General features: G+C 54.6%; 24 protein-coding genes, 1 tRNA gene and 1 pseudogene. 15 read left to right on the forward strand and 11 right to left on the reverse strand.

Features of this window, described 5'->3' with window-relative positions:
* Positions 1 to 52: 52 nt before the first annotated feature.
* The 6 genes from ACP15U_RS09050 to ACP15U_RS09075 all read right to left on the reverse strand — a co-directional run bounded on the left by ACP15U_RS09050 (position 53) and on the right by ACP15U_RS09075 (position 7,232).
* Entirely contained in the window at positions 53 to 1,264 is a 1,212-nt protein-coding gene (locus tag ACP15U_RS09050) for an ABC transporter permease (protein WP_425044819.1), read from the reverse strand.
* A gap of 3 nt (positions 1,265 to 1,267) precedes the next feature.
* A complete protein-coding gene (locus tag ACP15U_RS09055; protein WP_425044820.1) occupies positions 1,268 to 2,539 on the reverse strand; it encodes an ABC transporter permease in 1,272 nt (423 codons plus the stop codon).
* A gap of 67 nt (positions 2,540 to 2,606) precedes the next feature.
* A complete protein-coding gene (locus ACP15U_RS09060) occupies positions 2,607 to 3,710 on the reverse strand; it encodes an extracellular solute-binding protein (RefSeq protein WP_425044821.1) in 1,104 nt (367 codons plus the stop codon).
* 79 nt (positions 3,711 to 3,789) lie between these two features.
* Positions 3,790 to 4,890: an ABC transporter ATP-binding protein gene (locus tag ACP15U_RS09065; RefSeq protein WP_425044822.1), complete on the reverse strand. Its 1,101-nt coding sequence runs from the start codon at positions 4,888 to 4,890 to the stop codon at positions 3,790 to 3,792.
* Between the two features lie 186 nt (positions 4,891 to 5,076).
* Entirely contained in the window at positions 5,077 to 6,474 is a 1,398-nt protein-coding gene (locus ACP15U_RS09070; RefSeq protein WP_425044823.1) for an aspartate aminotransferase family protein, read from the reverse strand.
* 53 nt (positions 6,475 to 6,527) lie between these two features.
* Positions 6,528 to 7,232: a GntR family transcriptional regulator gene (locus ACP15U_RS09075; protein ID WP_425044990.1), complete on the reverse strand. Its 705-nt coding sequence runs from the start codon at positions 7,230 to 7,232 to the stop codon at positions 6,528 to 6,530.
* A 140-nt stretch (positions 7,233 to 7,372) separates the two neighbouring features.
* On the opposite strand from ACP15U_RS09075, the gene ACP15U_RS09080 reads away from it, so the two are divergent.
* The 4 genes from ACP15U_RS09080 (at position 7,373) to ACP15U_RS09095 (ending at position 11,407) form a co-directional block, all read left to right on the forward strand.
* Positions 7,373 to 8,458 (forward strand): polyamine ABC transporter substrate-binding protein, encoded by a 1,086-nt coding sequence (locus ACP15U_RS09080; RefSeq protein WP_425044824.1) that lies wholly within the window; start codon positions 7,373 to 7,375, stop codon positions 8,456 to 8,458.
* 69 nt (positions 8,459 to 8,527) lie between these two features.
* Positions 8,528 to 9,655, forward strand: a complete 1,128-nt coding sequence (locus tag ACP15U_RS09085; protein WP_425044825.1) for an ABC transporter ATP-binding protein — start codon at positions 8,528 to 8,530, stop codon at positions 9,653 to 9,655.
* Positions 9,655 to 10,536, forward strand: coding sequence for an ABC transporter permease subunit (locus ACP15U_RS09090; protein WP_425044826.1), 882 nt, complete (start codon positions 9,655 to 9,657; stop codon positions 10,534 to 10,536). Before ACP15U_RS09085 ends, ACP15U_RS09090 begins: the two co-directional genes overlap by 1 nt.
* A 55-nt stretch (positions 10,537 to 10,591) precedes the next feature.
* Entirely contained in the window at positions 10,592 to 11,407 is an 816-nt protein-coding gene (locus tag ACP15U_RS09095; RefSeq protein ID WP_425044827.1) for an ABC transporter permease, read from the forward strand.
* A gap of 60 nt (positions 11,408 to 11,467) precedes the next feature.
* Here the strand turns inward: ACP15U_RS09095 and ACP15U_RS09100 are convergent, their stop codons facing one another.
* The 3 genes from ACP15U_RS09100 to ACP15U_RS09110 all read right to left on the reverse strand — a co-directional run bounded on the left by ACP15U_RS09100 (position 11,468) and on the right by ACP15U_RS09110 (position 14,515).
* On the reverse strand, positions 11,468 to 12,301 hold the full coding sequence (locus ACP15U_RS09100) for a phosphotransferase family protein (RefSeq protein WP_425044991.1): 834 nt from the start codon (positions 12,299 to 12,301) through the stop codon (positions 11,468 to 11,470).
* 107 nt (positions 12,302 to 12,408) lie between these two features.
* Entirely contained in the window at positions 12,409 to 13,083 is a 675-nt protein-coding gene (locus ACP15U_RS09105; RefSeq protein ID WP_425044828.1) for a flagellar hook capping FlgD N-terminal domain-containing protein, read from the reverse strand.
* A gap of 4 nt (positions 13,084 to 13,087) precedes the next feature.
* Positions 13,088 to 14,515, reverse strand: a complete 1,428-nt coding sequence (locus tag ACP15U_RS09110) for a flagellar hook-length control protein FliK (protein WP_425044829.1) — start codon at positions 14,513 to 14,515, stop codon at positions 13,088 to 13,090.
* 213 nt (positions 14,516 to 14,728) lie between these two features.
* Between ACP15U_RS09110 and ACP15U_RS09115 the strand changes: the two genes are divergently transcribed.
* The 9 genes and pseudogenes from ACP15U_RS09115 (at position 14,729) to ACP15U_RS09155 (ending at position 19,286) form a co-directional block, all read left to right on the forward strand.
* Positions 14,729 to 14,899 carry a rod-binding protein gene (locus tag ACP15U_RS09115; RefSeq protein WP_425044992.1) on the forward strand — a complete coding sequence of 57 codons (171 nt, stop codon included), beginning with the start codon at positions 14,729 to 14,731 and terminating at the stop codon, positions 14,897 to 14,899.
* Complete coding sequence (locus ACP15U_RS09120; RefSeq protein WP_425044830.1) at positions 14,896 to 15,255, forward strand: hypothetical protein; 360 nt, start codon at positions 14,896 to 14,898, stop codon at positions 15,253 to 15,255. The genes ACP15U_RS09115 and ACP15U_RS09120 overlap by 4 nt, the downstream gene beginning before the upstream one ends.
* A gap of 205 nt (positions 15,256 to 15,460) precedes the next feature.
* Entirely contained in the window at positions 15,461 to 16,282 is an 822-nt protein-coding gene (locus ACP15U_RS09125; RefSeq protein WP_425044831.1) for a flagellin, read from the forward strand.
* 65 nt (positions 16,283 to 16,347) lie between these two features.
* Complete coding sequence (gene flaF, locus ACP15U_RS09130) at positions 16,348 to 16,713, forward strand: flagellar biosynthesis regulator FlaF (RefSeq protein WP_425044832.1); 366 nt, start codon at positions 16,348 to 16,350, stop codon at positions 16,711 to 16,713.
* A gap of 1 nt (position 16,714) precedes the next feature.
* Positions 16,715 to 17,119 carry a flagellar biosynthesis repressor FlbT gene (gene flbT, locus ACP15U_RS09135; RefSeq protein WP_425044833.1) on the forward strand — a complete coding sequence of 135 codons (405 nt, stop codon included), beginning with the start codon at positions 16,715 to 16,717 and terminating at the stop codon, positions 17,117 to 17,119.
* Positions 17,053 to 17,916, forward strand: coding sequence for a DUF1217 domain-containing protein (locus ACP15U_RS09140; protein ID WP_425044834.1), 864 nt, complete (start codon positions 17,053 to 17,055; stop codon positions 17,914 to 17,916). Before flbT ends, ACP15U_RS09140 begins: the two co-directional genes overlap by 67 nt.
* A 119-nt stretch (positions 17,917 to 18,035) precedes the next feature.
* Positions 18,036 to 18,464 (forward strand): GntR family transcriptional regulator, encoded by a 429-nt coding sequence (locus ACP15U_RS09145; protein ID WP_425044835.1) that lies wholly within the window; start codon positions 18,036 to 18,038, stop codon positions 18,462 to 18,464.
* A 25-nt stretch (positions 18,465 to 18,489) separates the two neighbouring features.
* A pseudogene (locus tag ACP15U_RS09150) lies at positions 18,490 to 18,639 on the forward strand (IS3 family transposase); the annotation flags it as partial.
* Between the two features lie 404 nt (positions 18,640 to 19,043).
* Positions 19,044 to 19,286 (forward strand): hypothetical protein, encoded by a 243-nt coding sequence (locus tag ACP15U_RS09155; protein ID WP_425044836.1) that lies wholly within the window; start codon positions 19,044 to 19,046, stop codon positions 19,284 to 19,286.
* 88 nt (positions 19,287 to 19,374) lie between these two features.
* On the opposite strand, the gene ACP15U_RS09160 is transcribed toward ACP15U_RS09155, so the two are convergent.
* Positions 19,375 to 19,461 (reverse strand) — tRNA-Leu (locus ACP15U_RS09160).
* A gap of 211 nt (positions 19,462 to 19,672) precedes the next feature.
* Here ACP15U_RS09160 and ACP15U_RS09165 point away from each other — a divergent pair.
* Positions 19,673 to 20,656 (forward strand): complex I NDUFA9 subunit family protein, encoded by a 984-nt coding sequence (locus ACP15U_RS09165; RefSeq protein WP_425044837.1) that lies wholly within the window; start codon positions 19,673 to 19,675, stop codon positions 20,654 to 20,656.
* A gap of 1 nt (position 20,657) precedes the next feature.
* Here ACP15U_RS09165 and ACP15U_RS09170 read toward each other — a convergent pair whose 3' ends face one another.
* Positions 20,658 to 21,461 (reverse strand): undecaprenyl-diphosphate phosphatase, encoded by an 804-nt coding sequence (locus ACP15U_RS09170; protein ID WP_425044838.1) that lies wholly within the window; start codon positions 21,459 to 21,461, stop codon positions 20,658 to 20,660.
* 228 nt (positions 21,462 to 21,689) lie between these two features.
* Between ACP15U_RS09170 and ACP15U_RS09175 the strand changes: the two genes are divergently transcribed.
* Complete coding sequence (locus ACP15U_RS09175; RefSeq protein WP_425044839.1) at positions 21,690 to 23,123, forward strand: NAD(P)-dependent oxidoreductase; 1,434 nt, start codon at positions 21,690 to 21,692, stop codon at positions 23,121 to 23,123.
* Positions 23,124 to 23,175: the final 52 nt, after the last annotated feature.

A 23,175-nucleotide genomic window follows, 5' to 3' on the forward strand; every position in this document is an offset into this window, starting at 1 on the left:
AGTCTGAAGCAGACGGCATTGGGTCAAATCGCATTGTGTTGACCTGACAAAATCAGCCCGGTGACATGCCCCGCAAACGCTCCGAGCGGCGGCGTAGCAATTCCACGGTTGCAAGAAGCGCGATCGAGATCACGACAAGGATCGTAGCCACCGCCAGAATTGTTGGGGAAATCTGCTCACGCAGGCCGGTGAACATTTGCCATGGCAGGGTCTTCTGACCAGCAGATCCGACGAACAGAACAACCACAACTTCGTCGAATGAGGTGATGAAGGCAAAGAGCGCGCCTGAGATCACACCTGGCAGAATCAGCGGCATCTGAACGCGGAAAAAGGTTGTTACCGGATCGGCCCCCATATTTGCCGCAGCCCGCGTCAGGGACCGGTCGAAACCGACCAAAGTTGCCGTCACGGTGATAATCACGAAGGGGATACCCAGAACCGCGTGAGCGAGGATGACTTTCACGTAGCCAACGAAAGACTTACCGAGACCCAGCGACTCTTCCATCCAGTTGCCAATTCCGGAGTAGAAGAAAAACATGCCTGTCGCCGAAATGATCAGCGGCACGATCATGGGCGAGATCATGATCGCCATGATCGCGCGGCGGAACGGAACGTGACTCTGGCTCAGGCCTATTGCGGCCAGTGTTCCGAGGGATACGGAAATGAACGTCGCGATCGGAGCAATAATCAGAGAATTCCGGAAAGAACGCTGCCATTCATTGTTCGTGAAAAAATCACGGTAGTGCTTGAGAGAGTATCCTTCTGGATCCAAACGCAGCATTTCCGGCGTGAAGGTAAAGAAATCTTCCGCGTTGAAGCTCAGCGGCAGAACCACAAGGATAGGTGTGATCAGAAAGACAAAGATCGCGCCGCAGATAACGCGGAACATATAATGCCAAAGGACTTGCCCAGATGTGAGGTAAGGCGCCAGATGAGCCCGGTATCGCCCTTCGTAAAGCCAATAGGTAAACCACCCAAAAAACCAGCCGAACGCCACCCCTACGACAAGGCCTGCGATGCCGCCAACGAAAAACCCCGCCACAGCGAATGCCAGCAGAACAACCCAACGTGCGGTCTTTTCGGACGGAACAACCTTGGTGATGAGAAATGCTATGACAGCCAGCAAGGCCGCGCCAATGACCATACCAAGGAAAGTGGCGTCATTCGACGTGCCAACCAGCAGTCCGGCGAAGGTCCCGGCCAAAGCCACCACAGGGACATAAAAGGAAACCGGGGTGCGGGATACGGGTGTGAGTGCAGCCATGTCTTACCCCAGCTTGACGTTGTCGATGCCAACAATCTTGTCGTAGCACCAGTAGAGAAGAAGAACGACGGCCAGCAGAATTGTGCCCAGCGCGGCGGCCAAACCCCAGTTAAGCGAACTGGAGATGTGATAGGCAATCCGGTTTGAGATAAAGACGCCCTTGGTTCCGCCGACGATTTCGGGCGTGATGTAGTACCCGATCGCGAGAATGAACACGAGGATCGACCCGGCTCCGATACCCGGGACGGTCTGAGGGAAATAGACCCTCCAGAACGCTGTCGAATTTGTAGCACCCAGCGATTTCGCCGCTCGCAGATATGTTGGTGGTATCGTCTGCATGACCGAGTACATAGGCAGGATCATGAACGGCAGCAGGATATGGGTCATAGCCACGATGGTGCCGAACTGGTTGTTGATCATTACCAACCTCGAACTGTCGGACACCAACCCGATCCAGACCAGAACGTCGTTGATTACACCCTGCTGCTGAAGCATCACTTTCCAGGCTGAAGTACGCACCAGAAGCGACGTCCAGAAGGGCAGCAAGACCAGTATCATCAGCAGGTTGGCGGATCGCATCGGCAGGTTCGCCAGTATCCACGCAACAGGGTAGCCCAACAGGATACACGCTCCGGTGATGATCAGAGACATGACCAATGTGCGTCCAAACAGCTTGACGAGGATCTGCTTGTCTTCCGGTTGGGCTTTTGGCCCGTCCGGCGTCTTCTGCATATCGATCGCGTTCAGAAAGTAGCCAGGTGTCACTCTACCCGAATGCGTCTGTATCGTGCGCCAGGTATCGATTTCCCCCCAACCTTCGTGGACATCGATCAGCTTTTCCTTGAATGGCGCATCTTCGACCGGGTCCCATTTCTTGATCTTGCGACCTGATTTCCGAAACATCGAAGAGATACCGGTCTGCTCATAGTTCAGACGGGTTCCCAAGCGAGTGTGCTGTTTGGCGTTCACCGCCACGATCATGTCACGGGCAAACGCGTCATAGACCTCCTCCGGAGGGAGTTCTCCGGTCGAACTGTCCCAACTAGCGAGGGCCTGAACAGTCAGCGGCAGAGTATCTGCCACCAGATCGTTTTGAACCGATCGATACAACATCTGGCCGATCGGAATGATAAAGGTGATGAGAACAAAGATCAGCAACGGCGCAATAAGCATCAGCGCCCGGGTTTTCTGCATCCGCAAGGCACGGGCAAGGCTGCGTTTCAGCGGCGTTCCGTCAGCTGCAAGCACCGGTCCGTTTTCTGTTGCGTCGCTCATCACTATCCTCGGAGCTTAGGGGTTGCGCGGGCCGGCAGTCGGCCCGCGCATATCTTGTGTGAAGCGATTACTTCGCGAGCCACGCCTGGAATTTGGCGTCCAGATCATCGCGGTAATCAGCCCAGAACTCGTAGTTGTAGAGGAACGTGTTCTTGGCGTTGTTGGGATCGGTCGGCATGTGCGGCGCCATGTCGATACCCAGATCTGCGTGCTTGCCGACGAGCGGTGCCGAAGAGGCACGGGCCGGGCCATACGAGATGTACTTGGCCTGATCCGCCAGACGCTGCGTGTCGGTTGCGAACATGATGTAGTCCAGAGCCCTTGCCTTGCGCTCTTCGCTCAGGCCCGCCGGGATGATCCAGCCGTCCAGATCGAACACCTGCGCGTCCCAAAGCATCGCCACTGGCTGCTTCTGCTCTTCGATCACGCTGAACAGACGCCCGTTGTACGTCGACCCCATGACAACTTCGCCATCAGCCAGCAGCTGCGGGGTGTCCGCGCCTGCCGACCACCAGACAACCTGATCCTTGATGGTGTCGAGCTTGGCCAAAGCCTGATCCTGACCTTCCGACGTCGCGAGGACGTCGTAGACATCTTCCTTTGCTACGCCGTCGCACAGCAGGGCCCATTCCATGTTGTTGATCGGGCGCTTCTCGAGGCTACGCTTGCCAGGATACGCATCGGTATCAAAAATTGCACAGACGCTCGTGGGTGCAGTGTCGCCGACCATGTCGGTGCGATAACCGAAGGTGGTCGAGTACACGATCTGCGGGATGAAGCATTCGCTGACCAGAAGATCACCGAAGTCTTCGGAAGCAGAGGTGCCGTCCGGCGCTGCGGCCAGCTGGGTGTCCGGGTCGATTTCCATCGCCAGACCTTCGTCGCACAGACGCATTGCGTCAGCAGCCACAACATCAACCACATCCCATGTGATGTTGCCGGCTTCGTTCATGGCACGCAGCTTGGCTACGGCTTCTGCCGAGCTGTCATCGTTGATGATGGTTACGCCGGTCTTTTCCGAATAGGGCTCGTGGTAAGCTTTGAGCTGCGACTTGGAATAGGCGCCACCCCAGGACACGATGGTCATCTCATTCGCCATATCAGCTGCGAAAGCCATCGGGGCACAAAGTGCAGTGGTGGCTGCCAGAGCCGTCAGGGACTTAAGTTTCATTCTTGGATTCTCCTTGTTGATTTCTTCTTTTTTCAGCTCCCGGTCTGATGCCGGGCGTTGCTATGTCGCGGGGACCTGCTCAGGCATCCAGCGCGCGGCAATCTTCAGGCAACCAGCCGATTTCAATATGCTGACCAGGCTCGAGACGAACCTGATCCGGCGCGTTGCGTGATTTGATAATGAATTCATCGTTTCCGGCGACCCTCAGACGGGTACGGAAGATGTCGCCCATGTAGATGAATTCGAGCACTTCAGCTTTCAAAAGATGTGCATCCGCGTGAAGGCGTTCTTTGTTGAATTCGACGCGTTCAGGCCTGATCGAAACCCGTGTGCGCTCCCCGGGCTGGCTGACGTTGATCGGTTTACAGTCAATCAACTCGCCATCGTCGAGCTGAACCAGCGCCAAACCGTCCTTGATCTCTTTGATCGTCCCGACAAGAGTATTGTTTTCGCCGATGAACTGGGCAACGAAGCTGTTTTCCGGCTCTTCATAAAGGGTGTCCGGCGGCGCCAGCTGCTGAATGCGCCCATCGTCAAAAACTGCCACACGGTCCGACATCGTCAGCGCTTCGGTCTGGTCGTGGGTCACATAGACCACCGTGATACCCAGATTATGCGCCAGATGAGTGATCTCGAACTGCATTTTCTCGCGCAGCTGCTTGTCCAACGCACCGAGCGGTTCGTCCATCAACACCAGCTCCGGCTCGAAAACCAGTGCCCTTGCAAGAGCGATCCGCTGCTGCTGACCGCCAGACAACTGGGCTGGACGCCGTCCGCCAAAAGCGCCCATCTCGACCATATCAAGAACCCGTTTGACCCGGTCATCACGCTCGGATTTGCCGACCTTTCGGACTTCAAGAGGAAACGCGAGATTCTCGGCAATCGTCATGTGTGGGAACAGCGCGTAGTTCTGGAATACCATTCCGATGCCACGTTTGTGCGGCGGAATGTTGTTGATCGACACGCCATCAAGGCGAATATCTCCATGCGTCGCGGTCTCAAACCCTGCCAACATCATCAGACAGGTGGTCTTGCCGGACCCCGACGGCCCAAGCATCGTCAGGAATTCTCCCTTTGGCATGGAGAGGTTTAGATCTTTAACGACGAGAGATTCGCCATCATAACTCTTCTGAACGCGCTCGAATTCTACGAACGCATCGTTGCTGGATGTTGAAGACAATGCCAGCTCCCCGTGTGTTATGTTCCGCTGGTTGGTCCGCGGATTAGACTAGACTAAACAGCCCAATGCCAAGTCACGCAACCCGTTTGCGAACATTTTTGGCAGTATCCGACCTCTCATGTCCCGGAATCAAAGAAGCCCCGACATTGCCGGGGCTTCCAAGAAATCCGCATTTTTCCCTGAAAATCAGCTTGCCGGTCGCAGCATGTCCCTTGATTTGAGCTCGGCATATGTTTCGTCCAACGCTCGAGTCGCCCTCTCGATCAGAAGATCGATTTCGGCTTCGGTGATGACCAAGGGCGGCGAAATGATCATTCGGTCGCCAACGTGACGCATGATCAGGCTGTTGGCAAAACAGCGGTCCCGACAAATGAGTCCGACGGCACCGGGGTCCGACGCGAACGCGGCACGGCTCTGTTTGTGGGGCGTTAAGGCAATCGAACCCATCATGCCGACAATCCGCGCTTCTCCTACAAGGGGGTGATCTGCCAAAGCTTCCCATTTCTGTTTCAGATAGGGGCCTGTTCTATCGCGAACGGTATCGACGATCTTCTCTTCTTCGAGGATGCGCAGGTTCTCCAGCGCGACGGCGGCCGCAACCGGATGACCGGAATAGGTGTAGCCGTGGTTGAACTCGCCTCCGGCGATGACCGAGGCAACCTCGTCGCTGACGACAGAACCACCGATCGGCGCGTAACCCGACGACAATCCCTTTGCTATGGTCATGATATCCGGCCTGATGTTCAGAGTCTCAATGCCAAACCAGTTGCCGGTCCGACCGAAGCCGCAGATAACCTCATCCGCAATCAACAGGATTTCATACTTGTCGCAGATCCGCTGGATCTCAGGCCAGTAGGTGTCAGGCGCCACAACGACTCCACCGGCACCTTGCACAGGTTCCGCGATAAGGGCAGCAACGCGTTCCTCGCCCAGCTCCTGTATCGCATCTTCCAGCTCACGGGCGCGGGCAAGACCGAATTCCTCGGGAGTCATTTCTCCCCCCTCGACCCACCAATTCGGCTGGCCGATATGATGAATGTCGGGTATCGGAATTCCACCCTGAGCGTGCATCGCAGCCATCCCACCCAACGACGCACTCCCGACAGTTGACCCGTGATAGGCATTCGTGCGGCTAATGATAACCGATTTGGTCGGTTTGCCTTTCAATGCCCAGTAATGACGCACCATTCGGATGTTAGTGTCATTGGCTTCGGAGCCTCCACCGGCAAAAAACACATGGTTCAGATCCCCCGGCGCCAGTTCAGCGATCTTGTTGGCCAACGCGATTGCCGGCACGTGCGTCGTTTGGAAAAAGGTGTTGTAGTATGGCAGTTCCCGCATCTGCCGGGCGGCGACTTCGGCCAGCTCGTCTCGGCCATATCCGATGTTGACGCACCACAACCCAGCCATGGCATCGAGGATTTCCACGCCTTCGCTGTCGGTCAGGTAAACACCGTCGGCTCGGGTGATAACCCGGGCACCCTTTTCGGCCAGATCCCGGTTGGCGGTAAACGGATGCATGTGGTGTGCGGCGTCCAGCGCCTGCAGCTCGGCAGTAGGCAGGTGATTGGTGATGGCAGGCATTGGAATCTCCCAGAAACAAGTCTGCCAAGAGAATATGATCAAATTTTTCGAAGTCAATCGGGGTCGGTATCCTCCACCCCTTTGCCAAGCATTTCGGACATCAGATCCATACCCTGCTCGATGTCTTGCACGATCGCCTTGACCAGTGCTTCGGTGTCCTTTTTTCTCAATGCGGCAAGAACATCCTTGTGCCGATCCGGCAGATTTTCGGTGCCGAAACGCCCGCAAACCACACGAAGCGATGGCCCAAATCTGAGCCATAAACGGCCCACAAGATCATGCATGATCGGGGCATCGGCATAGCCATAAAGCATAGTATGAAAGGCATAGTTGTGGGCAAGATATCCAACGACGTCTCCCGCCTCGATACTTGCATCCAAAGTTGTATCAATCGCTTCAAGCTTGTCGATATCCGCGCTGGTCATACGTTCGGCAGCACGGCGTGTGAGCTCAGATTCTACTGATTTCCTTAGAAAAATCAGCTCTTCGACATCACCGTGCCTAAGCTGAGGAACACTCACACGGCGATTACCCTGAAACACCAACGCGCCGTCAGAGATAAGACGCCGGATAGCTTCGCGAACCGGGGTCATACCTGCACCGAGCGAATCAGTCAGTCCCTGGATCGTAACAGCCTGCCCCGGAGCAAGCTCGCCAAACAGAATCAGGTCCCTGAGATTCTCATAAACCCGTTCGTGTGCAGGTTGCTTTCCAGCCCTTTCAGCAGAAAATTTCGACTTATTTTTGATCAAATTCAAAAGACTTGCCTCGATTTTGGTTTGATGGCTTGCCTGAATGCCAACTGCATGGAAACATACTCCCTGTTGCACGAGAAGGCAAAACTTGATCAAATCCGAATGGATGGGAAAAACCCACCACTTCGCAGGGAGACTATCAAATGACACTGAAACCGATGATGCTGACGGCCGCAGTCGCCTTGGCTACATCTGCCGCATTCGCCGATGAAGTGCGGGTATACAACTGGTCCGACTACATCGACGAAGATCTACTGGCCAAGTTCGAAGAAGAGACGGGACTCAATCTCATCTACGACGTCTTCGACAGCAACGAAGTTCTGGAAACCAAGATGCTTGCGGGCGGATCGGGCTATGATGTGGTTGTCCCCTCGGGAACATTCCTCCAGCGGCAGATCATGGCCGGAGCCTTTCAAAAACTCGACCCGGCGAAGCTTTCCAACAAAGGCAACCTCTGGGACGTTATCGAAAGCCGAACCGCTCAATACGACCCGGACAACGCCTATTCGATCAACTACATGTGGGGCTCGACTGGGCTGGGCGTGAATGTCGGAAAGGTAAAAGCAGCCTTGGGTGACGATATTCAGCTGTCCAGCATGGATCTGGTATTGAAACCGGAAAACATGGAAAAGTTGGCAGAATGCGGCGTGCACTTCCTAGATGCGCCGGCTGAAATCATTCCGATGGTGCTGCAGTATCTGGGCGAAGACCCGGACAGCCACGACCCGGATGTAATCGCCAAAGCCGAACCTGTGCTGCAAGCTGTCCGCCCCTATGTACAGAAGTTTCACAGCTCGGAATACATCAACGCATTGGCGAACGGCGATATCTGCGTTGCCGTGGGCTGGTCGGGCGACGTTCTTCAGGCGCGCGACCGGGCGGCCGAGGCAGAAAATGGCGTGGATATTGCCTATAATGCGTTTGCCGAGGGTTCCCTGATGTGGTTCGACCAGATGGCGATCCCTGCCGACGCACCCAACCCCGAAGGGGCGCACGCATTCCTGAACTTCATTCTGGATGCTGAGAACATGGCTGCAGCTTCCAACTACGTCTACTATGCGAACGGCAACAAGGCGTCTCAGGATCTGCTCGAAGAGGACGTGATCGGTGATCCGGCAATCTACCCCGACGACGCCACGATGCAGAACCTCTATACGACAACGCCATACCCGGCGAAAACCCAACGGGTTGTGACCCGTATGTGGACCAAGATCAAGTCAGGCACCTGATCAGAAATTGGGCAAGGCGGCGTTGCTGCCTTGCCTGTCCCCACTCATCGCATTTCACGGGGGTTCGCCTTGAGCACATCTGAATTTGCACCCTGGGAGGATCCTGAGGCCAAGCCCCTGATCCGCTTCCAGAACGTGGTGAAACGCTTTGGCAGTTTCACGGCCATTCACAGCCTGTCTCTGGATATCTACGAACGTGAATTCTTCGCGCTTCTTGGCCCTTCGGGTTGTGGCAAAACCACCATGATGCGAATGCTGGCCGGGTTCGAGAATCCTACTGAGGGACAAATCGAACTGGCGGGTAAAGATATCGCCGGTGTGCCGCCGAACAAGCGGGCCGTGAACATGATGTTCCAGTCTTATGCCTTGTTCCCGCATCTCACCGTCTGGGACAACATCGCTTTTGGCTTGCGGCGGGACAAGATGTCCAAGACCGAGCTTGAAGCGCGTGTCGAAGAAATGCTGAAGCTCACGCGACTCGAGAAATTCGCGCGGCGCAAACCGCACCAGATTTCGGGTGGACAACGTCAGCGCGTGGCGCTGGCACGGTCGCTTGCAAAGGCGCCAAAGCTGCTTTTGCTGGATGAGCCGCTCGGCGCTCTGGACAAGAAACTGCGACAAGACACGCAGTTCGAGCTTATGGATATTCAGGAAAAAACCGGCACCACCTTTGTCATCGTGACCCACGATCAGGAGGAGGCAATGACTGTGGCAAGCCGCGTTGCCGTCATGGACGAAGGCCGCCTTATGCAAGTGGCTACACCGGACAAGATCTATGAAAGCCCGAATTCGGTTTATGTGGCGGACTTCATTGGCGACGTGAATATCATTGAAGGCCGGGCAAGCGGCGCTGGCGACGACACGTATCGCGTTGATTGGTCCGAGGGCCAACCACCGCTGACCGCGACGTCTTCGACCGAGTTCGACAAGGGGCAGACTTGTCATCTCGCCATTCGCCCCGAGAAGGTGACGATTTCGGCCGAAAAGCCCGCGGATGCGTCAAATGCGGTACAGGGAAAAGTTCACGATATCGCCTATCTTGGAAATCTCTCCACCTATTACGTGGAGCTTTCGTCTGGTCAGATTATCAAGGCACAAACAGCAAATACCCGTCGCATCGCACGGCGTGATTTTACTTGGGAAGACCCTGTCTGGCTGTCATGGACCGCCACCGCAGGCGTCCTGCTGGCCAGCTAATGCGCCGGTTTTTTCTGATCTCGATCCCATATTTTTGGCTTCTGGCACTGTTTCTGGTTCCGTTTGCCATAGTGCTGAAAATCTCCCTGTCAGACACGGCTCTCGCAATACCGCCGTATCTGCCCACCTTCAGCTGGTCGGAAGGCATCGGAGCATTTCTGAGCCAGCTGGATTTTGAGAACTTCATCTGGCTTACCGAAGACGACCTTTATTGGAAGGCCTACCTCAGCAGTCTCAAAATTGCTGTATTGTCCACCATCTTCACTTTGCTTGTCGGGTATCCGATTGCATATGCGATGGCCCGCGCTCCCGAAGAATGGCGTGCCACTCTGATGATGATGGTGATCCTTCCATTCTGGACCTCGTTCCTGATCCGCGTCTACGCTTGGATGGGCATTCTCAGTAACGAAGGCTTTCTCAACCAGTTTCTGCTGGGCCTTGGCGTAATCGATACTCCACTGACAATTCTGAATACCAACATCGCGGTCTATATCGGCATTGTTTATACGTATCTGCCGTTTATGATCCTGCCAATCTATGCCTCACTTGACCGGTTGGACGGGTCACTCATCGAAGCGGCCGAAGATCTCGGTTGTTCGCGTGCGCAGGCATTCTGGTTGGTCACAATCCCCCTGTCCCGCCCCGGCATTATTGCCGGCTCATTTCTGGTTTTCATTCCCGCGTTGGGAGAGTTCGTGATTCCGTCGTTGCTGGGCGGTTCGGGTACATTGATGATCGGCAAGGTTCTTTGGGAAGAGTTCTTTTCAAACCGCGACTGGCCGGTTGCGTCGGCAGTTGCTGTTGTTCTGCTGCTCATCCTCGTGATCCCGATCGTCTTGTTCCAGCGCAACCAGCAGAAGCAGGCGGAGACTGAAGAATGATCACCAACCTGATGATGCGGCTGTTGGATCTGCTCTGCGAAACGGAGGAACCGTCATGAACAAGCTGAGCTGGTTCAATGCCGTGTCCCTCTCCCTGGGCTTTGCATTTCTCTACATTCCTATGCTGATCCTCATCATTTTCAGCTTTAATGAAAGCAAGCTGGTAACGGTTTGGGCCGGGTTCTCGACAAAGTGGTATGGTGAACTGATCCACAACGAAGCGTTCCTGAATGCGGCGTGGGTCACACTGAAAGTCGCGGTCTTTTCCTCTACATTGGCCACGGTTCTGGGAACTATGGCGGCCTATGTTCTGGTGCGTGGCGGTCGGTTCTTAGGGCGAACCTTGTTTTCGGGAATGATCTACGCCCCGCTGGTGATGCCTGAGGTGATAACCGGTCTGTCCCTGCTCTTGCTGTTCATTGGCATTGGTCTCGATCGTGGTGTTTTGACGATCGTTTTGGCTCACACAACCTTCTCCATGTGCTATGTCTCGGTGGTGGTATCGTCCCGGCTGGTCACTTTCGACCAGTCTCTCGAAGAGGCCGCGCTGGATCTGGGATGTTCCGCCAGCGAAGCGTTTCGTTTGGTTACGTTGCCGATTATTGCTCCGGCTGTCATCTCCGGCTGGCTTCTTGCGTTCACATTGTCGCTGGATGATCTCGTTATTGCCTCGTTCACTTCCGGGCCTTCGGCGACAACACTCCCGATCAAGATCTTCTCGGCCGTGCGCCTTGGCGTTTCGCCCGAAATCAACGCGCTGTCCACGATCATGATTGGTATCGTAACAGTCGGCGTCATCGCAGCATCTCTGGTCAACAAGCGGAGCACTCTGAAACAGAAACAGGACGAGATGGAGGCCGCAAGAACATGATTTTCTCGTTGCGTAAGTAGCATCGGTGGTGGCGATGCAGGCTCTGCTTCCGTTTCGTTCTTAGCGCTTTCGGAGTGCGGCCAACTCCAATTCCATACCCACTTTGTAGTCGGTGTTGCCAGATTCAGTTTGCCAAAGGCAGTAAGCGGCCATCCGCCATGTGAACCACGGACGAAGCTTGATTGCGCGTTCGACAATCTCGGTATCGGGGTATGAGCTCAGAAATGCCTGCTCCTCCGCAGGCGTTAAGGCGGATCCACGATAGAGGCTCTGCATGGCTGGAGATAGAAAAATGCCGAGATCCTCGCAAGGATCGCCGCGCGTCGGGCATTGCCAATCAATCAGAACCATCTGGTGCTGATCGCAGATGATGTTACCCGGCACAGGGTCGCCATGAAGAATGCACTGACGCTCTGTGGCCGGAACGATCTCTGACGGCTTCAAAGCAGAAAGGACAACTCGCAGCCGTGGCTCGCACTTGCTCAGAATCGCCATCGTTTCATATGCGATGCTTTCGCTACCGCTTGATTTGAACGGTAACCAATTCGGAACTGGCAACTTATGGAGTTGACCCAGCAGTTCCGCGGCTCGTACCGCGTCGTCCGCCCAACACTTACCGTCTTTGTACGTATAGAGTATCCAAGTTCCGCCTTTGAAATCTCCGGCTCCGATTAGTTCTGGAGCCAGACCGCTTCCTTTCAGATGATTGAGCGCCAGAATCTCGTGGTTCGGATTGTTGGGGAAAAGTGGATTGTCCCTATTGTTGCGGTACAGTTTCAACACGCAACTAAGACCTGCCGAATGTAGTCTCCAAACCCTGTTGGTTCGCCCACCCTCCAAAACTGTCCATGTGGAGTCATCCGAAAGATGACCCTTTTTTATCAAGTGGCTCATAAGGCCAGCTGGCGGAGAGGATGTACCAGACAGCGCAGATACTCCGGCTTCGGAAATGTGATCCGGATCGTTCAATCACAAATCGTAAAGGGTATAAAGATCTCGTTTCACCCGGTATCGCGTATGGCTGAAACTGCACGCGTTGAAATCTTCGAACCTCCCTGAAGCACCAACGCGACTTCGGTCCCATCCAGCTGTGCCTCGATCACTCGCGAATAGGTACCGACGGGGCTTTTTCCAATTGGTTCGCCGCCCCTAAAACTCTCGGTTTCAAAGCTGTACAACCCGGCAGGAAGAACATTGCCGGATGCATCCATTCCGTCCCAGCTGAATGCGCCGCCTTTCGTTTCCACAGGCCGTCTTTCGACTTCCACACCGGACAAGTCGCGAACAACAAGGAATGCAGCCTCCGCGCCCTTCGCGATCTCAGGAACCACTGTGATGGGTTGACCGGTGAACTCGGCCGGAGCAGTCGACCTTACATTCTTTCCGATCCATCCAGAAAGAGAAACCGCATTGGAAGCCGAAAGCCTTTCCATCAGCTCGGAAAGGGAAGTGTTGGTTTGTACCTGCTGTTCGACCATAGAGAATTGCGCCAGTTGCGCAGCGTATTCTGTGGAATCGATCGGCTCCAAAGGGTCTTGAAAACGCGCTTGCGCCGTTAGCATCTTCAGGAACGTTTCAAAATCCGAAGACAATACACTGCTTTTTTTGCTCTCGGTCAGAGAAGCTTTGGCAGAAGTTGCGGGGTTCGGACTCGCTGCCGAGACTGGACTAGTCATTTTCCTATACCCTTATGTCGAGGCCATTTTGTTGGAATGAGGTCTCTGATGGAGTTTGAGTAGCGTCAGCCCCATCGGATGAGGCTGCAATACCGGCGGTTTCAACCCCGTGTGAAGCCTCGCCAAAACCGCCGGAACCGGATCTGGAGAACTCGAAACCGACAGTCTGATAGCCCAACTGGCGAAACTCGGCAGCCAGTTCGTCAATGTGGCGGCGCATCAGATCTAGCGTTTCGGATTTGTCCGCGCTGATGAGCAGTGAGACACCGGATTCTGCGGCCGATAAAACCATTCGAACCCGCCCCAGCTCTTCGGGGTTCAGCAATACCTCGATTGGCTTGCCCATCTGTTGCTGGGGGATCTCAGCAATTTGTTGGGCGATCTGCCGTACGATCTCCGTTCTATGAATTGCTGTCGAGTGGGTGGTCGATTGCGCCAAGCTGCTTGCCGAGTCGGTTTTTGGCCCGACGCTCAAGTCAATTGGACTTGCTCCGTGATCCTCGCTGAACGCCGGAACCTCCAATCGATCGCCAACAATGCCTCCTTGAAATTCGGTGTCTGGCACAAGAACTGCTCGAGATGGTTCAGTCATTGGTTCGATATCCCTTCGACCATCCCATCGATGTTGCAACTCTTCTGCACCTTCGAGATTCTCGTGGGACGGCCATTGAGTGGACATTTGCGGCTCGGAGACCCATTGCCGATGGCTCCCCAAAGGATCCCAACGATTTAGAACACCTTCATTTTTCAAAAATGCACTTGTGCCAGCGTTTCCCGGCTCTCCAGTGCTGGATGCCGGCAATTCCGGTTCAACCGGAGCCTTGGGTCCATCATTTCGGTGTGCTGCCGGTTTTCCGTTCGAATCAATTCTTGCATCTAACAACCCAAGCTTTGAGCCGTTTTCACCAACCTCTGCCGTTCCGACGGTAGCAGCCTCTTGAAGAGGTTCAGTGGTGTGGCCCGCTTCGTTTGAAGGAGTCTTCTGCACTTTGATAGGATTCAAAGCCGGAGGCGGAACCTCGGTCGCACCTTGCTGATCGGACGGATCCGTTTCCTGGTGATTGTCGCGGAGCGAATTTATGATGTGGCTAGGGTCTTGTTTATGATCAACGTCAGTCACGTTTGTCTTTTTCGACGGACACTGAAGATCTGCAGGAACTTCGGCTTCATAATCCGATTCGGCTTCGGCCTCCTCGGGCCCCATCGTTTCTGTGGACAGACCAGCTTCGGCCTCTGACAAAAAAGCGCCATCGCCGTCGGAAAATTGCTCAGGGAATTCGACTTCCTTTTCAAGGAATGCGGCACCAAAATCTGAGCTTCCTTGGGATTCGCTATATTTGGAATGCTCGTGAGCCTGCCTTGCATGGTTGACTTCCATTTTCGGAACACCTTGGCTGCAAGGCGAATTTTGGATGATTGTTTGAATCTGCATCTGGACCCGAATTTCTTTCGCCGCTCCAGCATTCCTCGAATTCGGTTTCTTTTTTTTTAACCGGCCAGAGATCAAATTGGGAAAATCGACTCAATTGCAGGAAATCTTATGTCAGACATTGTCAGCGCAACACAACCATCTCCCTCGACCTCCTTTGACCCCAAAGTAGTCCAAGAGGTTGCCACGGAACTGGAAGCTAGCTTCATCACCGAAATGCTAAAGTCCTCTGGGTTGGGGCAACCTCGCAAGGGGTTTGGCGGTGGACCCGGCGAAGATCAGTTCGCCACCTTTCTTGTTCGGGCACAGGCAGAGGAAATGGCGAAGACTGGGGGTTTCGGGTTGGCGGAATCAATTTTTCAGTCGCTTATGGCGAGGCAGAAATGAAGACGCGTAAAGACAATGATGTCGCCTCGGCCCTTACCAGTATTCTTGAACGTGAACGTAAAGTACTGCTCGAAGGGGAACTCGAACAACTGGGTGAGTTGCTTGTGGAAAAAGAGAAACTTCTCAGTGAGTTTGCTCTGAATCCCATGTCAGACGACAACAAACTGCGCGCTCTGCGGGAGGATTTTGGCAGAAACCTTGCGATGCTCGAAAGCGCCAAGGAAGGAATCCAGGCCGTCAGCTTACAGCTATCCGAATTTCTAAAGGTTCATCAGGGGCTGGATGTGTATCGACCATCCGGGGCCCGGGAACAATTAGGAGTACGGCGTTCCCATACTATTGAGAAGCGTACTTAATGTTCGAAAGGGAAAATTCGAAGCATCAACTTCTCGCCTCTTAGCTGTCCATTAGGACATCGGGCGCAAGCTTTCACTTGCATCCCGACAAGGGAATGGCGCGATGCCTGCCGGCGTTCGCAATTGTCAGAAAGACGTCTCTGGCCGCCCAAACGGGCGGAACAACAACGGGTAACGATTACCCCCGGACCAAAGGAAATGAAATATGTCCAGTATTCTGACCAACAACAGCGCGATGGTGGCCCTGCAGACTCTAAAGTCGATCAACGGAGACCTTCAAAAGACGCAAAGCGCGATTTCAACGGGCAAAGATATCGCAAGCGCGAAGGACAATTCGGCGATCTGGGCGATCTCCAAAGTGATGGAGAGCGATGTCGCCGGCTTCAAGGCGGTGTCTGAATCCCTTTCGCTCGGGGAGTCGACTGTGGCAGTCGCTTCGGCAGGTGCCGAGCAGATCACGAATCTCCTCAATGAAATGAAAGAAAAGGTAGTTGCAGCGACCGGTGAAAACGTAGACCACGCCAAGATCACTGCCGACGTTGACGAACTAAAGAACCAGATCACTTCGATCATCAGTGCGTCTCAGTTCAACGGTTCCAACCTGCTGAACACTGCAGGGGGCGATATTACGATTACATCTTCGCTCGACCGTAGCTCAGGAGGCGTAGCACAAGCGAGTATCACGGTTGCTTCTGTGGATTTTGAGGCAAATCTGGATCTGTCCACGGTAGACGTATCTAGCGCTGCAAATGCCGACGCCTCTTTGGATGACATTGAGACCCTCATTCAGGCTGCCGTTGATGGCGCCGCGGCTTTGGGGGCCTCTGCAAAAAGGATCTCCGACCAGAACGAATTCGTAAGCAAGGTTTCCGATGCGATGAAATCGGGTATCGGCGCATTGGTCGACGCGGACATGGAAGAGGCTTCGGCCAAACTGCAGGCGCTGCAAACCCAGCAGCAACTCGGCGTCCAGGCTCTCTCGATCGCAAATCAGGCGCCGCAAACCATCTTGTCACTGTTCCGCTAATGCGATCCGGCCGGAGCACAACTGCTCCGGCCATTCATCGATTTTGGAAATAGTTAGGAACCACCGTGAACGCATTCTCACAGGTCAGCGCCCCATACTCGTCCGCTTCAACACGCTCGCCAAAAAGTGTCGAATACGACGCGCTTGCCCAGATTACCGGGCGAATTCAGTCCCAAGATAAAAAGGGGCAACGCGGCTTCAAGGATCTTGTGTCCGCCTTACACGACAACAAAAAACTATGGAACATCTTTGCGGCCGACGTTGCCCACACAAACAACCCCCTGCCTGCGGACTTGCGGGCGCGGATTTTCTATTTGTCTGAATTTACCAACCACCACACATCCAAGGTTCTCGCCCGGCAGGCGGGTATACAGCCGTTACTTGAAATCAACATTGCAGTAATGCGCGGCCTTAAGGGTGGAGAATACTGATATGAGCGGATTGGTTCTGAAACTGGCTCCGAAGGAACGCGTGCTGGTCAATGGCGCGGTGATAGAGAACGGAGAGCGCCGGGGCAGGGTGGCGATTTTGACACCAAATGCCAGCATCCTTCGCCTGCGCGATGCCATTCATCCGGACGAAGCCACCACTCCGGTTCGTAGAGTCTGCTATGCAGCACAACTTGTGCTGTCTGGTGACAGCAATGCAGAAGAGGCCAAACTCCCACTGTTGCGCCGAATTGAAGAACTTAGCCAAGTCTTCACAGATCCGGACAGCCGAGCCTCACTTGCCGATGCGACAGACGCATTGATCCATGACCAACACTACAAATGCCTAAAATCGCTAAGGGCCCTTCTACCACGGGAAGATCGCCTAATTGCGGCTCGTCCAAAATGAGTTTTGTACCTGTCATTCCAAGCCCTGGAATTGCGGGGTGGCGTTTTCTCCAGCGGACCTATGACCGGCAGTTCGAGGCCTTTTCTTCCTCCAACACTTTAAAGCGCGAAACCGACCATTTTGAAAAGGCAATTAGGGACATCAGTTCGGCAGAAGAACTGGTTTCGGATCATCGCCTGCTGAAGGTCGCGCTGGGTGCGTTTGGTTTGCAAGATGACCTTGGAAACCGCTTTTTCATCAAAAAAATTCTTGAAGATGGCACGGCAGACCCGGAAGCCTTGGCCAACAAAATGCCGGACCCCCGATATAAGAAACTCAGCAGCGCCTTTGGATTTGGGCCAGGGCAGGTTGCCAAGACAAACGAACCATCAGCAATGCAGTCGGTGATCTCGGCATACAAAGAGCAATCGTTCGAAGTTTCCATCGGCGCCGTTGATGAGGCCATTCGAATTTCCTTGTTTGCGGAACGCGAGTTGACAGAACTGGCGGCGAGGAATGTAACTGAAGATGCCAGGTGGTATTCTATGCTTGGGCTGCCCCCGTTGCGCGAAATGTTCGAGACAGCAGTTGGGCTTCCCAAAGGCGTAGGTCGACTTGGTATCGACAAACAGAAGACGATATTCAGTGACAAGGTCAGCGCTGCTCTGAAGATTGACAGCCTCAAGAGTTTCGAAAGCCAAGACACGCGCCTGAAGCTGACGAACCTTTATCTCGCGCGGACCCAGATCCAAGCCTCGAACAACTCCGCCTCCTCATTCTCAACCGCTCTCTTTCTGCTTTCGGCCGGTAGCAGGTAAGTAGCTCCGAAAGAACCCAATTTTCGCGTCACGGCTCCCATGACCCTTGATATCGACCGCTTTGGAAAAGAGTCGAGTGGCGGCAGGATTACCTCATATCGAACACACTAGCAGACAGCATGGCGACGGGAATTGTCGCCAGCCTTCGCCTCCTGTTGGAGCGCCACGCGCTGCAACAGTCCATTGCAAACGGTGATACGGACTGGGAAGGAGACGTCGTCGCCGCGCACCACAAACTGCACCGCATGGAGCTTCAAATGCAGTCTGGTGACGAAACCGAAAAAGAGACCTGGAAGCGCTATGATTGGGAGTTCCACCTGTCACTTATTCGCGCGTGCAATTCACAGAACCTCTTGTCGCTTCATTCCAAGATTTACGACAAGTACCTGCGGTATCAGATGTTGGTCTTTACTTTCCGGGGGGAGGCTGCCTCCGCTGAGCATCAAGGCATGCTTGACGCGGCCCTTGCCCGGAATCCTGACACCGCGATCAAGTTTCTCGAAGATCACATCAACAACGGATTAATCCACACGCTTGAAGCAATGTAGAACCCGGCCTGATCTTGGAACATGGCTCAAACGCGAGCGCCTCAACCGTGTTCGTTACCGAACCAGGGATGAGGCACGTGCCGATCTGCTCGAATACATCGAGGTGTTCTACAATCGAAAACGTCGCCATGGGTATATTGGCAACGTAAGCCCGGCTGACTTCGAAAAGAGGTCAGTCGGATCTTTTGAAACTGTCCATAAAATTGAGCAAGACGAGGAGGCAGCAATTGACCACCCGAAGCCGACTGGCGGCTTCGTCCGCAACTCGGACATCGGCGTCCAAAAGCTCGCTACACTGTGAACTAATGGCCGCTTTTCTCTCTTCAGCACAGCTGATGTCTTCGGTCGATGAAATTGGTGCATCAGTGGGGGTTCAGATCGGAGCACTTCCGGTATGGGCTCGATGTCGTCGTTCGGCGCTTCGACCATGAATGGCGGCTTCCGGGTTGAAGGGTGATGCTGCACCAGCGAAGCAGCTCAGTCCACCCAGCGTCGGCTTTGCGTAGTCTCCCGTCGTTGGTTGGTCCAGCAAATCGCGCTAGGGGGGGAGTGGTAGCGTCATAAGCTGGTGCCAACCCCATGAACCTTGTCGAATTGATGAATGCCGCCCCCAGGTGTACCGCCACGTCCAAGCGCACCGGCGGGCGATGCAAAGGCCCGGCGGTACGCGGGTGGATTGTCTGCCGGTTTCACGGGGCTGGCGGTGGAGCGCCTGAATGCGAGCGCAACGGCAACTATCGGCACGGTGCCTGCACCGAAGATGCCGTGGCAGCCCGGATGCTGGCGAACCTGTTGCAGAGACATTTCCGAGATACGGAATGACCGCGAAAACAATGGTGGACAAATTGGGGGACCGATATACGATCAATTGCCCCAAGTGGCTGTTTTTGAGGTGTATTTTGGAGATATTTGGTGCCCAGGAGAGGACTCGAACCTCCACGTCCATACGGACACTAGCACCTGAAGCTAGCGCGTCTACCAATTCCGCCACCTGGGCAGGTGTCGTGGAGGGCGTTTAAGCCTAGCGGAAGAAGGTGTCAAACGGATTTTCGTCGTTCCGGCACACTTTTTTGGAGTCAGCACATCAAGGTGTTTTTCTTGGCCGATCCCGGTCGGGACACAACAATCGACCAGCGGCGTTTTTGCGCCTTGTTTGCAAGGATCTGCAGGAGTAGACCGACTGCAACAACTCTATCGGGAGCATCGCGATGTCGAAACTGGTCACGATCTATGGCGGATCCGGATTTGTCGGTCGTTACATTGCACGTCGCCTGGCGAACCAAGGTTGGCGCGTTCGGGTCGCGGTGCGACGCCCCAACGAGGCTATGCACGTCAAACCGTATGGTGCGGTCGGTCAGGTTGAGCCCGTTCTTTGTAATGTACGCGATAACGCGTCTGTCGCGGCAGCCATGCAAGGGGCAGATGCAGTCGTAAACTGCGTAGGTGTGCTAAACGAGCGCGGTAAGAACGGATTTGATGCAGTGCAGGCCGATGGAGCAGGGCGTATTGCCCGCCTCGCCGCTGAGCATGGCGTTACACGGATGGTTCATATCTCGGCGATAGGTGCCGATGCTGCTTCGAACAGTGACTATTCCCGAACCAAAGGCGAGGGTGAAGCAGCGGTTTTGCTTCATATACCAGATGCCATTGTCCTTCGACCGTCAGTAATTTTCGGTGCTGAAGACGAATTCTTCAATCGTTTTGCAGGCATGGCACGGATCTCTCCTGTTTTACCTATTGTCGGCGCCGAAACCTTGTTCCAGCCCGTATTCGTGGACGATGTCGCCAACGCCGCGACCAAGGCCGTTTTGGGAGAAGCTGAACCCGGGATATACGAACTCGGCGGCCCCGAGGTTGCATCGTTCCGCGCCCTGATGACCAGAATGCTGGAAGTCATCCACCGCCGCCGCGTGATCATTGGCATGCCGTTTTGGGTGGCTGGTATCATGGCTAGTGTGCTGGATATTGCCAAGTTTGTTTCATTCCAACTCTTTCCAAACAACATTCTAACACGGGATCAGGTCAAGAATCTGCGCCGGGATAACGTTGTTTCCGAAGGAGCAAAGTGCTTTGACGATCTGAAAATCACACCTGTCGCTATGGGATCAATTTTGCCCGACTACCTTTGGAAATTTCGCCCCTCGGGCCAGTATGATGAGATTCAGAGGTCAGCGAGCAACCTCCGAGGCTGATTTAGCTGTAGGCTACCGTCAGTAGGATCACGCCAAGGATCACCCTATAGATCACATACGGGGTGAAGCTGACGGATTTGAGCAATCGCATCATCAAAGACAGGGCAAGCAGAGCGGAAACAAATGCAAACCCGGCCGCAATAGCACCATCACGTGCCAATCCGGCGTTTGTTGACGTAGCAACGTCCAACCCCAGCAGAACGCCGGAGGCCGCAATCGTTGGAATCGACATCAGCATGGCGATCCGGGCTGCGTCTTCTCGTGCATAACCCAGATTGCGTCCCGCCGTGATAGTAATACCGGACCGGGACGTCCCGGGAATGAGCGCAACCGCTTGCCATAGGCCCATCCGCAAAGCATCTCCAATCCCCCAGTCCGAGATTGTCTTGTTTGTACCACCTCGTTGATCGGCCCAATACAGAACCAGACCAAAGATCAGCATTGTCCAACCGATGACCTTTATCGACCGCATTGCCTCATTCAGCCCGGAAACATGGAGGAGGAATCCAATTACGATGACGGGGATAGTGGCAATGATCAGACCCATTGCAAGCCGGGCGTCTTCCGTGTCGAGTTTGCCTGACAGAGCCCGTGGCAGCCCTGCAATTCCTGCCTTAACGTCGGACCAGAAATATATGACGACGGCGCCCAAAGTCCCGACATGTACGGCGACATCAATTACCGGTCCCTGATCCTGAAGCCCTGACAGGGCCGGCAACAGAATCAAATGCCCGGACGATGAAACCGGCAGAAACTCGGTCACGCCCTGAATCACCGCCACGAGAAAGAGTTGAAATAGAGGCACGGTGATTGTTCCTGTCTGATAGTCTTCGGGTCGATCAGGTATAAGTTCCCTAATTCAAAAGCAATCATTCGATTTAGGTCCGGTTTTTGACCTAATATTCTCCCTGCAAACCGACTTTCGCAAAATCCCAAAAAGTCCTGCGCTATTTTAGGTCAGTAATATTGACTTTTCATCTGTTGTGCCATCCCTTAAACAGGCGCGACCAAGCCAATTCATGGAGTCTGAGCCGTGGCCAAGCAACCGATGCTAAAATTCGTGCAAATCGAACGCGACATGCCTCAAAAGCGGGAGGCTGGCGAGCGGAGAGAAGATTTCGATGAAATCTATGCCGAATACGCCGCTGCCAAGGCCGAAGAGCAGGCGAGCCGCTGCAGTCAGTGCGGTGTGCCCTACTGCCAATCCCATTGCCCCTTGCACAACAACATCCCGGACTGGTTGCGCTTGACTGCGACTGGACGTTTGGAAGAGGCCTATCAGGTCAGCCAGGCGACCAACACGTTTCCGGAAATCTGTGGGCGCATCTGTCCTCAGGATCGGCTTTGCGAAGGCAACTGCGTTATTGAGCAATCCGGTCACGGAACGGTCACCATCGGAGCGGTCGAGAAATACATCACTGATACCGCATGGGAAAAGGGCTGGGTCAAACCCGCCGTGCCGGTTCAGGAACGTGCTGAAAGCGTGGGCATTATCGGCGCTGGCCCCGGTGGCCTCGCTGCCGCGGACATGCTGCGACGTGCCGGCGTGAACGTCACAGTCTATGACCGCTATGACCGCGCCGGTGGCCTTCTGACCTACGGAATTCCCGGCTTCAAGCTGGAAAAGGACGTGGTCATGCGTCGTGTAGAACAGCTTGAAGCAAGCGGAGTGGAGTTTGTTCTCAACTGCGATGTGGATGCCGATATATTTGCAACGATCCATGCTGAACATGATGCCGTGATAATCGCGACCGGTGTTTACAAATCAAGGGATCTGGCCATGCCTGGCAGTGGCCTGACAGGTATTGAAAAGGCAATCGACTTCCTGACCGTTTCAAACCGCAAGAGCTTTGGCGATACCGTTGAAGATTTCGAGAATGGCCGGATGAATGCCGAGGGCAAGCGGGTTGTGGTTATCGGCGGCGGTGACACGGCGATGGACTGCGTGCGCACCTCGATTCGTCAAGGCGCGACCAGCGTAAAATGCCTTTATCGCCGCGACCGGACCAACATGCCGGGCTCGCAGCGCGAAGTTGCAAATGCCGAAGAAGAAGGCGTGGTTTTTGAGTGGCTGAGTGCCCCCAAGGGATTTACCGGCGACGAAACCGTGTCTGGCGTGATGGTACAAAAAATGCGCCTCGGTCAACCTGACGCTTCAGGCCGTCAGGCGCCGGAACTGATCGAAGGCTCCGACTATGTCGAAGAAGCAGATCTCGTCATCAAGGCGCTGGGCTTTGAGCCTGAAGATCTCCCCACCCTGTTTGGGCAGCCCGATCTGCCGGTGACCCGGTGGGGCACCGTAAAGGCAGAATTCACAACCGGCGCTACTGAAATGGACGGCGTGTACGCCATCGGTGACATTGTGCGCGGCGCGTCGCTGGTGGTCTGGGCAATCCGGGACGGGCGTGACTGCGCGCAGGCCATTCTGGAGAAGTTCGACGGATCTGCTGCCGTTGCGGCGGAATGACAGCGGAGAACAACGCAATGGCCGAAATACGAGGACAATGCATGTGCGGAGC

Source organism: Primorskyibacter sp. S87 (genome assembly GCF_049801055.1).
Lineage (GTDB): Bacteria > Pseudomonadota > Alphaproteobacteria > Rhodobacterales > Rhodobacteraceae > JBNAGF01.